Source organism: Flavobacterium sp., assembly GCF_039916025.1.
Classification (GTDB): domain Bacteria; phylum Bacteroidota; class Bacteroidia; order Flavobacteriales; family Flavobacteriaceae; genus Flavobacterium.
In genome coordinates this window covers 1-11,599 of sequence record NZ_JBDSMB010000059.1, presented here as the reverse complement: position 1 = coordinate 11,599, position 11,599 = coordinate 1, and the positions used below count along the sequence as shown (strand labels likewise).

At 29.9% G+C, this 11,599-nt stretch carries 13 protein-coding genes; 11 read left to right on the top strand and 2 right to left on the bottom strand.

Going from position 1 to position 11,599, the window contains the following annotated elements; genetic code table 11:
• Positions 1-219: 219 nt before the first annotated feature.
• The 9 genes from ABIQ27_RS03345 (at position 220) to ABIQ27_RS03305 (ending at position 8,873) form a co-directional block, all read left to right on the top strand.
• Positions 220-516, top strand: coding sequence for a hypothetical protein (locus ABIQ27_RS03345; RefSeq protein WP_348032046.1), 297 nt, complete (start codon positions 220-222; stop codon positions 514-516).
• A 227-nt stretch (positions 517-743) separates the two neighbouring features.
• Entirely contained in the window at positions 744-1,343 is a 600-nt protein-coding gene (locus ABIQ27_RS03340; RefSeq protein WP_348032044.1) for a hypothetical protein, read from the top strand.
• Positions 1,344-1,820: 477 nt separating this feature from the next.
• Positions 1,821-2,258: a hypothetical protein gene (locus tag ABIQ27_RS03335; protein WP_348032043.1), complete on the top strand. Its 438-nt coding sequence runs from the start codon at positions 1,821-1,823 to the stop codon at positions 2,256-2,258.
• A 9-nt stretch (positions 2,259-2,267) separates the two neighbouring features.
• Positions 2,268-3,494, top strand: coding sequence for a hypothetical protein (locus ABIQ27_RS03330; RefSeq protein ID WP_348032041.1), 1,227 nt, complete (start codon positions 2,268-2,270; stop codon positions 3,492-3,494).
• 237 nt (positions 3,495-3,731) lie between these two features.
• Positions 3,732-4,658, top strand: coding sequence for a hypothetical protein (locus ABIQ27_RS03325; protein ID WP_348032039.1), 927 nt, complete (start codon positions 3,732-3,734; stop codon positions 4,656-4,658).
• A gap of 170 nt (positions 4,659-4,828) precedes the next feature.
• A complete protein-coding gene (locus tag ABIQ27_RS03320; protein WP_348032037.1) occupies positions 4,829-5,386 on the top strand; it encodes a GNAT family protein in 558 nt (185 codons plus the stop codon).
• Between the two features lie 162 nt (positions 5,387-5,548).
• Entirely contained in the window at positions 5,549-6,322 is a 774-nt protein-coding gene (locus ABIQ27_RS03315) for an excinuclease ABC (protein WP_348032035.1), read from the top strand.
• A gap of 782 nt (positions 6,323-7,104) precedes the next feature.
• On the top strand, positions 7,105-8,340 hold the full coding sequence (locus ABIQ27_RS03310) for an AIPR family protein (RefSeq protein ID WP_348032033.1): 1,236 nt from the start codon (positions 7,105-7,107) through the stop codon (positions 8,338-8,340).
• Positions 8,341-8,522: 182 nt separating this feature from the next.
• Positions 8,523-8,873, top strand: coding sequence for a hypothetical protein (locus ABIQ27_RS03305; protein WP_348032031.1), 351 nt, complete (start codon positions 8,523-8,525; stop codon positions 8,871-8,873).
• Here the strand turns inward: ABIQ27_RS03305 and ABIQ27_RS03300 are convergent.
• Both ABIQ27_RS03300 and ABIQ27_RS03295 read right to left on the bottom strand, forming a co-directional pair.
• Complete coding sequence (locus ABIQ27_RS03300; RefSeq protein WP_348032029.1) at positions 8,854-9,129, bottom strand: hypothetical protein; 276 nt, start codon at positions 9,127-9,129, stop codon at positions 8,854-8,856. The genes ABIQ27_RS03305 and ABIQ27_RS03300 overlap by 20 nt on opposite strands.
• Positions 9,130-9,140: 11 nt before the next feature.
• Positions 9,141-9,644, bottom strand: a complete 504-nt coding sequence (locus tag ABIQ27_RS03295) for a hypothetical protein (protein WP_348032027.1) — start codon at positions 9,642-9,644, stop codon at positions 9,141-9,143.
• Between the two features lie 469 nt (positions 9,645-10,113).
• Here ABIQ27_RS03295 and ABIQ27_RS03290 point away from each other — a divergent pair, with 469 nt between their 5' ends.
• Positions 10,114-11,040 carry an IS1595 family transposase gene (locus tag ABIQ27_RS03290; protein ID WP_348032025.1) on the top strand — a complete coding sequence of 309 codons (927 nt, stop codon included), beginning with the start codon at positions 10,114-10,116 and terminating at the stop codon, positions 11,038-11,040.
• Complete coding sequence (locus ABIQ27_RS03285; protein WP_348032023.1) at positions 11,033-11,308, top strand: hypothetical protein; 276 nt, start codon at positions 11,033-11,035, stop codon at positions 11,306-11,308. Before ABIQ27_RS03290 ends, ABIQ27_RS03285 begins: the two co-directional genes overlap by 8 nt.
• Positions 11,309-11,599: the final 291 nt, after the last annotated feature.

The following is an 11,599-nucleotide window of genomic DNA, read 5'->3' as shown; positions in this document are numbered from 1 at the left end:
CAAAAAAATAGTGTAGTTTTATTCTTTAATTTTGAAACCAAATCTTCAAAAATTTGGTGCAAAAATTCAGGAAATAAAACAGCGAATTTAAAAAACAAAAAATTGCGCTAGAACCTTGAAACCGCCTTGAGCAGAATCGGAGAATTCAAGAACTAAACAACTTCAAAACGCAGTATAAAAAAGCTTTTAAAACTATATTATACAATTAGAATGAACGATATGAAAACAATAAACAATACCGAAAAAATCACAGCGATGAAAATCACATTTTTAATTGCAGCAATTTATTTTATTTTGGGTAATGTTGTTGGATATATAATGTGTACGGGCTTAATTTCCTCAGACAATATTTTAACTAACATATTTTTTCCTTATACTATTACTTGGGGATTATCGGCCATGGTTGGCGCTGATTTATTAACGTTTATTTTTATTGCAATCGCTTTTGCAGTTTCCTTCTGTATCTTCTTTCCGATCGGATTTTATTTATCCCAGAGAATACAAAAAAGATTATGAATATTAATTTCAAACGAAATGCTTTTTAAAAATCAATATGCATTAAAAGTAAACTGTATTACAACTGCTGGTAACAGCCGTTACACGAAATGGCGAAAAATATGGTAAAATCACATTTTTATTTCGCAGGAAATTTTATCTTAGTGGAAAATATGCATTTCCGAAGTTCGCCACTTCGTGTAGCGGCGGAACGTTATATGCAACTTTTCGACAAAAATCCGGAGAAAATGAACATCTTAAAAATCGCTTTAATAATAATATTTACTTCCTTAAATGCTTTTGGACAAACTTGTTCATATGAGAATCTTTCAAGGGAATTCAATTACAAAGTTGTCCCAATTTCGAAAAAAGAAGATTTAATTCAACTCGTAGTTCAAGTTACTGAGAAACAAAATTCAAAAAGAACTCAGACGTTTAAAATTGAATGTGAAGGTTTTTATTTGGATTCGTTTGACAATTGCAAGAACGTCAGGTCTTACATTACAAAAGTAAATAGCAAATTGCCAAGTGGAGATGAAAAGGATTCTGGAAACTTTATAGTAGCCGACTTTAATTTTGACAGTTTTGAAGACTTTGCAATTAAGAGTGATCCTGGTGGAAATGGCGGACCATTGTATACATATTTTCTCCAAGCAGAAAATAAAAAGTTTTACAGAAGTAATTATTTAAGTGACACTGTACAATTTTTCCCAATTGAAATCAATCCAATAAACAAAACATTAACAACTTTTCTTCATGCAAACGCTTACCAGAAGAATAGACGGATTTTTAAATACAATTTGAAGGCAAAAAAATGGAAGTTGATTCACGATGGCTTTGAGGAATAATAAAAGCTGCATATAACAGCTGTTTCTCGCAATTGCGAATTTTGTGCAAAATTCACGTTTGCGTTTCGCAAGAAATATTATCTTAGTGGAAAATAATTCGTTCCGAAGTTCGCAACTGACGAGAAGCAGCGGAACGTTGTGCGACATTTTGAGAAAAATCGTGCTAAAAGACATACAATCAACCAAATAAAATTAAATACATGTCAAATTTTTATTGTGAATATTGCGGAACTAAAAGTTCAAGCATTTCAAGTCTAACGGCAAATTCCTGTCATAGACATCCATTAGGTAGTGGAAAAGGAAAACATAAGTTATATGAAGGAAGTGAAAAGTCTAGTTACAATTGCAAATATTGCGGAACATCAAATTCTACAATTAGCGGTTTAACAAGTAATTCATGTCATAGACATCCAAATGGCGCAGGTAAAGGTAAACATGCACCTTCATTATAAATTACTTACAAAGAAATCATAAAAAATGAACGAACAAACTAATTTATCAAAATATGATAAAATTGTAGAAAGCACTAACGAAGCTATACAAAATGTAGATTCAGCATTCCAGAATTGTAATAATATTATATCTACAATTGATTACTCAATAGACAAAATTTCAGCAACTGTTATACAAGTAAAAGAAATTGAAAAATCAATAAAAATATTGGATTGTCAGGTTGAATTAATGTGCAAAGAATATGATATGAGAATAGAAAAATGTAAAATTCAAGCAAGCATAGTACAAAACACATTAAATGGGTTGTCCAATAGGAATGATAAAATTTTAGATACAATACTTGCTATGGATAGCAACAGCAATGACATTAATTATATAAAGCATAGATCAGAATTAATAAATCTTTTGCGCAATACATCCGATACTATTTCTAACATGTTTATACATTTTATATTAAATTAAAAATTAACTATGAGCACAACAGCACAAGAAAAATTACTTCAAAGTTTGACGAAAGAAAATGACTTAATTGAAAATGAAATAATCAAAATTTCAGAATTGGCTGCGGAAATTTCACAAAAATTTCAAGGCTTGTCAAATAATATTCAAAACCTTTCAAGTATCGTCGGATTATTTGCTGGAAGAAAATCTGGCAATACAACTGCCTTAATAGGTGGAGCGGTTGGAATAATTGGAGATATTTATGCAGGAATTAAAGAAGATGAAGCAATTGCAAAACTAGCTCCAAAAAAATTAGAATTGGCTAAAGTGAAATCTGAAACAATTTCAAATTTTAGAGAAAGATTAGACAGTCAAAACGAAAAATATTGGGAATTATTAAAAATTGAAGCAGTAAGAGAATTCGAAGTAGAAAAATTGGAGGATTTTGTCAATCTTCATGGTGAAGATTGTCAAAATACATTCCATTTGTATGTTATGAATTTTTACTTAATGCAAGTTTGTGATTATATATTAGAGCAATTTAATTCTTGGAAATTAACAAATGGATTAAAAGACGATAACACTTCTGTAAAGCCAGACAAAACATATGTATTAGAACATATTTTAAATAGTCTAATTTTACCAAATATTAGTCTAAAAGAAGCATTATCAGGCAGCACATCTGACGGTGCCACTTGGCTTTTAACTACAAATGAATCATTGTTTGCAATTCATTTGCAAAAAATTATAAATGATTCTACTACAAAAGATGAATTAGACAAGAAAAGAGTATTTAAAAAAAGTTCGTTTATAAACTTTAAAAAATATATACAAAACTTAAAATCGAATGAGAATAGTGAAAATTTTAAATGGTTAATAGATAGTAAAATATATTTAGAAGCTAAATCTGTAACTAAAATACCATCTTTAAATTTTTATTTACTAAAATATTTTTTTGTTGGTATGATGTGCTTTAATATTTATAATGGTTGGTCTAATCCTGGAAATAGTTTAAAAGATTTTATTCTTTATGTTCCAATTCTTTCTTTAATTTTTGCATTACCATTGATTCCATGTGCAAAATTTATTTTATGGGCTAGTACTAGCGAAGAGAAATCGATTTATTATTATTTAATGTACTTATTTTTTACAATAATCACATTAGGTCTAATGCCCATTGCTTTATACCGATATCAGAAAAAAGAGGAAGATTATTATGCTTTTTTAAATGAATTAAATTTAGTGCAAAAGGGTTAAATTAATTACAACATATTTACAATTTCATACAAAGAGAACTAAATAGAAATTAACAGAAAAAGAAAAACGTCGCACAACAGCGGTTTCAAGAAATGGCGAGAAATGTGGTAAATTCACGTTTTTCTTTCGCAAGAAATATTATCTTAGTGGAAAATATGCGGTTACGAAGTTCGCCACTTCTTGAAGCCGCGAAACGTTAACTGTAATTTTATTCACGAACCGTTTTAACAAGAAATAATGATGAAAATAAAACCGAATAAAGTTCTCTTTATTAAACTTGGCGAAGGTGGAAAATATGAAAAAGATTGTATTGAAAAAAGTCAAACTTTAAGACTTGGATACCAAGAAACTGAACATAGTTTGTGTCAAAGTAAAAGTTGGAATTTAATTCGTGATTATTTTATCGAAGAAATGAATTGCTTGTCGCAAGTTGCAACAAGTCATACAAATCAAATTCAACAATTTTATGAAGAAGATGAAAATACTCTTTGGATTACTTTCTATTTGAATAAATTTTGGTGGTGTTTCTCAAAACCAGAAATTACTCAACTTTCCGACAAAAGTAAAGTTCGACCAGTAATTGGGAATTGGTCAGATAAAGATATAAATGGCAACACTTTATTAGCGAGTAATATTAGCGGTAAACTTTTAAAAACTCAAGGATTCAGAGGAACAATTTGTAAAGTTCCAGAACAGAAATATGCAATTGCGAAAATTAATTGCGAACAAATGAAAGAAGTCCTTGAAGTTGAACAAGCATTAAATAATCTAAAGCAAAAGTTAACACTACTCATTCAAAATTTACAATGGAAAGATTTTGAAACTTTAGTTGATTTAATATTTCGCCAAGCTGGTTGGCAAAGAATTGGAGATATGGGTAAAACTCAAAAGACTTTAGATTTAGAATTATTATCACCTGTTACTGGAGAAAGAGGAATTGTACAAATCAAATCTCAATCTGATTTACCTCAATTTTTGTCATACCAAAATACATTTATTACAATGACTGATTATGACAAATTTTTCTATGTTGTCCATTCAGCTAAAAGTAATTTGGAAAAATATGAAAATGAAACCGACACTAAACTATATTTAGTTGACAAAATAGCAGAATTAACAATATCTGCTGGATTAGTAGAATGGGTAATTAAGAAAACCTCATAAGTAAAAACTACAGTTAACAGCGGTTTGCAGAAATGGCGAAATATGTGCAAAATTCACGTTCATTTTCCGCAAGAAATTCAATCTTAGTGGAAAATATGCGGTTACGACGTTCGCCACTTCTGCAAGCCGCGAAACGTTAGCTGATATTGTAACTTACCAACCTTATAAAAATGGAATTTGAAACTTTACAAACTGAAAGATTAAATTTAAGACGACTTGATCCCGAAGTTTATACTTACGTTTTTAATAAATTTACTGATATTGAAATAAAATTATTTTTTGGCTTATCATCAGACAAAGAATTGATTAAAGAAAGAGAAAAATTTAACAAAGGGATTTCCACTTTTAATAAATCATTTATACTTTTTCAAATAATCGAAAAAGATTCAAATAAAATAATTGGATGGTGTGGTTTTCATACTTGGTATATAGAGCATAATCGTGCAGAAATAGGTTATGCACTTACAGAAAATCTTCAAAAATCGAAAGGAATAATGACGGAGGCTTTATACGCCATAATTGAATATGGATTTAAAAAGATGAATTTACACAGAATTGAAGCATTTATTGGTCCAGAAAATATTGCCTCTCTTAAACTCATAACTAAATTCAACTTTTCTAGAGAAGGTATATTGAAAGAACACTATTGGAAAAATAACAGAATGGAAGACTCTATTGTTTTCTCATTATTAAAATCGAATTTTATTAGTGAAAACAACATCAGCTAACATCAGTTTGGCAAAATGGCGGGTTTAGTTCTAAATTCAACAGTTGTTCTTCGGTTCAACTTTAGTACAAAGTTGAAGTTTTGTGCTTCGATTTCCGCCACTTCGCCAAGCTGAAAAACGTTAGTGGCAAGTATCTCGCACATCGCAGAAAAACAACGAATTATGACAGAATTATTTTCACAAAAGACACAAGAAGAATTAAAATCTTATGTTTATATTTTAATTGACCCAAGAGATAATAAAATATTCTATGTTGGAAAAGGTTACGGAAATCGTGTTTTTTCTCATATTAATGAAGCAATATTTAATCCAAGCATTACTGAAAAATTAGAAACAATTAGAGCCATTAAAATTGACAATTTAAAAGTAAAACACTTCATAGTAAAACACGGATTAGAACAAAAAGAAGCGCTAATCGTTGAATCAGTTTTAATTGACTTTTTAACCTTTAGAGATTTTGCAGAAGTTGCTAAAATTTCAAATATTGTTGCAGGCCATAATTCATTTAACCAAGGAATTAAAACTGTTAATGAATGTGAAATACTCTATAACTGTGAAGAATTAAAAAAAGAGGACATAAAACATAAAATTTTAGTAATCAACATAAATAAAACTTACGACAATAAACGGAAAAAGAAAAGCGATGACCCAGTTTATGACAGAACAAATATTTATGAAGCAACCAGAGGTTGGTGGGTTTTAGACAAATACAGAGCAGAAAAATCAGATTTTGTTTTAGCCGAATATAAAGGTGTAATAAGAGCAATATTTAAACCAGAAATATGGGTTCAAAATATTGAATATAGAGGAACGAAAAGATGGGGATTTGAAGGTTCAGAAATTACTGCGAAAGAAATTCTTGATATTTATATTAACAAAGAAGTACCAAAAATTAGAGGAATGGCAAATCCAATTCGTTATTTTGAGAAAAGCTAGTGATGGAAATAATACCAGCCACTAACAGCGGTTTTGCGAGATTGCGAAATATGTGGTAAATTCAAGTTTATCTTTCGCAAAAAATTTTATTTTAGCCGAAAAATCTCGGTTACGAAGTTCGCAACCTCGCAAAGCCGCGAAACGTTATGCGTCAGCTTAAAAAATCTCACTGAAAAAGATGTTTGTCCGTATTTTAAAATTTGGAATTATTGGAACTGTAATACAGTTAATTTTATATTGGATTATTTTTAGATTAATTCAAATAGTTTTTTCTGCGTTTATAAATTCAGAAACAGAATTTCTTTCTGATGCTGGTTTTTTCTATTCAGTAGGAATATTTGGGTTTATTTTACTTATACAGAATGTGTTGACAGCAATATTCAATCGAAAAAAAGTTTACAAAAATTCCGCATATTTCGTTTCTGGTTTAATTATATTAACTTGGTGTGAAGATTTAAATTCTTGGCCACTTGAGACAATTTGTTGGATGATAATTAGTGTTACTATAGTATTCTATAAATTCTGCATTGACAAAATTTTAGCGAAATATTTAGTGGAATAAAAAGCCGAACGCATAACAGCTGTTTCTCGCAATTGCGAATTTTGTTGTAAGTTCACGTTCACGTTTCGCAAGAATTTTTATCTTTAACAGAAAATAATTCGTTCCGAAGTTCGCAACTGACGAGAAGCGGCGGAACGTTAGTGGTAATGCCCGCGCCGTGCAAAAAATAACATAACAATTTAAGATAACATTTATAATAATTCCTAAAACAAAATCAAAAATGGATAGAATTACTGAAAGTTTAATTTCCGAATTGATAACTAACCTTGAACTGACTTCAGAAGGAGAATCAAAGGATTTTGAAAAGCTGGCAAACTATTGTGTAGTTTCAAATGAATATAATAAAACGTTTGAAATTGACACATTAATGGTTGGCGATGGCAATGATACTGGAATAGATGGAATTGCTATAATTGTTAATGGTCAACTTGTTGAAAGTGTAGAAGAAGTAAAAGATTTATTGGAAAGAAACAATTTTTTAGATGTGAATTTTATTTTTGTTCAAGCGAAAACGTCTTCTAATTTTGAAGGTAGTGATATGAATACATTTTTATTTGGTGTTCTGGATTTTTTCGCTCAAAAACCAAAACTAAAAAGAAATGATGATATCATAAGATTTGCTGAAATTTCAAATTTTATTTATAGTAAAGCACCTAGTTTTAAAGAAAACCCATCAATAAGATTATATTATATCACAACTGGAAAATGGACAGATGACACAAATTTAAAAGCTGTAATCGAAAATGGTGTAAATAATATTGAACAAACAAATTTATTTGATGAAGTATTATTTTTTCCATTCGGCGCAAGAGAACTTGCAAATTCATATAGAAAGACTAAAGAATCAATAAGTACAACTATAACCTTTACAAACAGAATTACTTTACCAAAAATTACTGGAGTATCGCAAGCATATATAGGGCTTTTATCATTTGATGAATTTGAAAAAATAGTTTCTGATAGTGAAGGAAATTTATTAAATGTTTTTGAAGACAATGTTCGAGATTTTCAAGGCGACAACAATGATGTTAACGGCGGAATTGCTAATACATTAAATAATGACGATTCTGAAATTTTTAGCGTTCTAAATAATGGTGTTACAATTGTTGCTAGTTCAATCTCTCCAACTGGAGATCAATTTACTATTAATGATTATCAAATTGTTAACGGTTGTCAAACAAGTAATGTTTTATACAACAATAGAAAAGGCGAAAATATTAGTAAAGTTCATGTTCCAGTAAAATTAATTGCAACGACAGATGATGAAGTAAAAACAAGAATTACACTAGCTACAAATAACCAAACTCCAATTAAAAAAGAACAATTAGCCGCATTAACAGCATTTCAAAGAAGTCTGGAGCAGTATTTTAATTCAGGTAACTATATACAAGTTTACACCGCCCAAAAAATAACATTAACAACAGCGAATTTACTCGTTTTTCTTGGAATTTGCTAAAACGTTTTTGCAATCTCGATAAAACGATTGCGGGAGGGTGCGGTTCTCTCTTACTTTTACCACTTTGCATTTACAATTTGCAGAGCAGTCGGTTTTTCAAAGACGGCGTTTAATCTAAATTAGCGATAAGATTCTGCAACAAATGGCGCAGTTCGATAAGTTCGCTATACAAATATACTAAAATGAAAAGATTTAAAGAAGTAGATTTAGAAAAATGGTCGAGGGAGGATTTAAGAAAAAAGATAAATTCTCTTGGAAATTGGGTTTATCATCCTATTGAGTTAGATGATTTAAACTCTTTTGATGAAATACAGGCATTATTTAATGGTCTGGGTTTAGATTTTATGATTCCTGTTCGTTCAAAGTGGGCTTATAATTGTTCGGGGGGAGAATTCATTGAAAAAGTGAATAGTTTAAAATTAAATTTAGAAAATAAAAGCCCACTAGAACAATGGGCTATATTACAAGCTATAAATCACGCTAACGTAGTACAAGCAATATTAAATGGCAGTTCTATTGCAATAGTAGGGTAAGATAAACTTTGTCAAATCTAATATTTTTTTCTTGAAAGAGTTTTATTATACTTTCTTCATTTTGATTTGTATCTAATTTATAATGTTTTAAAAAATACATCACATCAGAGGCAGAATCAACGGGGATTTTATAAGAATCACCATGTAGTTGATTAGGATTATCAGTTAAATCAAAAGATTTAAACTCTGTTTCTTTGTGTTCTGTTAGAAAATCTTTAATTAAAAAAAGAGTGCGATATAGTTGGTTATCATCCATATTGTTTTGGTTTAAAGTTCTTGTGAAAATATTGTTTTAAGCCCTGTGTCTAGCCAATTTATAATATTATCGGTTAACACAGTATTTGAAAAGTCATAACTTTTATTATTTAAAGGAGTTACATATTCGTTAGTAAATCTGTTGTATACTCTAGTATATATTGTATAATTTGTCTTTGAGTCAATTTTTTGATATATAGTAACATAACAAAGGTTGAGCATAGCTGTTATTCTCTCTTTATTGGCATCAAATCTATTTTGCTTAGACTGTAACGCTCGTTGCATTAAATCAGTATTAACAGAAGATTGAGGATGATAAACTCCATCGCTTTTATCATTAACAGAATATGTTTCCCATTGACCTTTAATTGAATTATAAGTTTTATAAGAAATCATATCGCCGTTAGAGTTGAAAGTTTCAAAACGGTCTGATACAGAATTATACTTTTCAGTACTAGTTTGCGAATATAAGCTTACACAGAAAATAAAAATAACTAAAGTGAATAAAGCTTTCATAACAGATGTTTTTAAACACCTCAAACCCAAAGATGAAGTTTATAAAATGAAATAGGCGTGGGTTTGTAACATTACCTGTCTTGAGGTTCTGACAAAACCCTGTGCCAAGATAATATACACCCACGCCTACGCGCGAGCATTCTCTAATTATCTTGTGGCACGAATGGAAACTGTCAGATTTCAAGACCACGATAATAGCTAACGCTATTTTTTCAATTACAAAGATTACAATAAAAAATGAGATAACAAACAAAAGGCTACCAAAAAGATAGCCTAATGAATACGGAAGTGTGCCTGCCAGGGAACAACTCCCGCAAATCAAAGATAACGTTTAGTTTCAGACTTTTGCGGGAATATGTTGAAAGCCCTACATTTATAGGGAGGTCTTAAATATTAGAATCTTTTTACACTAAATATTTGTTTTTAATGTAAAAATATACTACCTTTGAATAGACTAAAAATTAAAGTTATGTTTAATACAAATTTTAAATCCGTAATAGAGATTATAACAACATTTTCTGACGAGCAAAAGTGTATTCAATACCTAGAGCAATTGCGTTGGGAAAATGGTGTGGTAAGTCCCTTTGATGTAACCTCAAAAGTATATAAATGTAAGGGCGGTAGATACCGTTGTAAAAATACAGGAAAGTACTTCAATGTAAAAACTGATACGATGTTTGACAATACTAAAATTGAATTGCAAAAATGGTTTTTAGCAATCTATTTAGTAACCTCTCATAAAAAAGGAATCAGTTCAATACAACTAGCAAAAGACATTGATGTAACACAAAAAACAGGATGGTTTATGTTGCAGAGAATAAGAGCGTGTTTTCAAATTGAGAACTATACAGAGTTAGAGGGAATTATTGAAGCGGATGAAACATTTTACGGCGGGAAAAATAAGAATAGACACGCCGACAAAAAAGTAAAAGGTAATCACGGACGCAGTTTTAAAGATAAAGTTCCTATAGTAGGACTTGTTCAGAGAAACGGTAAGATAACAGCAGTAGTTGTTAAAAATACTCAAAAAGATGAACTACAAACGGTAGTTAGAAAATATGTTAAAAAAGGCTCAATACTAATTGCAGATGATTGGAACGGATATAACGGTTTAAATGACCATTACGACCATAGAACGGTAAAAGATACAGCTAATCACTATATTCATTCTTACGATGGAAATACGCATACAAACAACATCGAGGGTGCATGGAAGTTGTTTAAGAATTCGGCAAGGGATATGTATAATAACGTATCGAAAAAACATTTACAATTGTACGTTGACGAGTTCGTTTACAGATACAATATGAGAAACAACATTGAAAGCGATAAATTTAATTGGTTGCTTTTTAATTCGGGGATTAGGACAAAATATGTAACTTTGATAAATGAATAAAGAACTAAACGAAAAAACATTACTGAAAGAAAAGACCATCACAAGCGTTGAATTTGACGGAGAATGGTATTTTAAAGTATCTGATGTAAGTACTTATTTAGAAGAGGACTTATCGGATGTAGAAACTGTTAGTTTACCGCTTAAAGGAGGGGCTATAGAATGTGCGACAATTGATTTTTTAAAGGCGGGGCGAAAAAAAACCGAAAGAACAGAGTTTGACAAAAAAATTATTCAAGCTCTGAATTATAAACCGCAAAGGAAAAAATAAAAAAAAGAACAGAATACTAATCAAAGCTCCTTTAATCAGGGGCTTTTTACATAAAAAAGGGTAAGCCTGAACTTACCCTATAACTCTCTTATAAAAACCAAAAAATCCTAAAGTGGAAATTAAAGTTAAATTTATAAGATTTGTTTCTTTGTTTGTGTTTACTCATGTTTATTGAAATTATAATTATTCATAAAGTAATTTTTTAAAGTAAACACATTCAAAGATAACAAAATCACCGAAAAAGATTAAAAACAGAGAAATTTTTTCGGTGTAAACTTGTATATAGTTACC

Bases quoted from the DNA above. Each gene is read 5' to 3' on its own strand.
- ABIQ27_RS03345 (WP_348032046.1), top strand. From the start codon at position 220: ATGAAAACAATAAACAATACCGAAAAAATCACAGCGATGAAAATCACA.
- ABIQ27_RS03340 (WP_348032044.1), top strand. From the start codon at position 744: ATGAACATCTTAAAAATCGCTTTAATAATAATATTTACTTCCTTAAAT.
- ABIQ27_RS03335 (WP_348032043.1), top strand. From the start codon at position 1,821: ATGAACGAACAAACTAATTTATCAAAATATGATAAAATTGTAGAAAGC.
- ABIQ27_RS03330 (WP_348032041.1), top strand. From the start codon at position 2,268: ATGAGCACAACAGCACAAGAAAAATTACTTCAAAGTTTGACGAAAGAA.
- ABIQ27_RS03325 (WP_348032039.1), top strand. From the start codon at position 3,732: ATGATGAAAATAAAACCGAATAAAGTTCTCTTTATTAAACTTGGCGAA.
- ABIQ27_RS03320 (WP_348032037.1), top strand. From the start codon at position 4,829: ATGGAATTTGAAACTTTACAAACTGAAAGATTAAATTTAAGACGACTT.
- ABIQ27_RS03315 (WP_348032035.1), top strand. From the start codon at position 5,549: ATGACAGAATTATTTTCACAAAAGACACAAGAAGAATTAAAATCTTAT.
- ABIQ27_RS03310 (WP_348032033.1), top strand. From the start codon at position 7,105: ATGGATAGAATTACTGAAAGTTTAATTTCCGAATTGATAACTAACCTT.
- ABIQ27_RS03305 (WP_348032031.1), top strand. From the start codon at position 8,523: ATGAAAAGATTTAAAGAAGTAGATTTAGAAAAATGGTCGAGGGAGGAT.
- ABIQ27_RS03300 (WP_348032029.1), bottom strand. From the start codon at position 9,129: ATGGATGATAACCAACTATATCGCACTCTTTTTTTAATTAAAGATTTT.
- ABIQ27_RS03295 (WP_348032027.1), bottom strand. From the start codon at position 9,644: ATGAAAGCTTTATTCACTTTAGTTATTTTTATTTTCTGTGTAAGCTTA.
- ABIQ27_RS03290 (WP_348032025.1), top strand. From the start codon at position 10,114: ATGTTTAATACAAATTTTAAATCCGTAATAGAGATTATAACAACATTT.
- ABIQ27_RS03285 (WP_348032023.1), top strand. From the start codon at position 11,033: ATGAATAAAGAACTAAACGAAAAAACATTACTGAAAGAAAAGACCATC.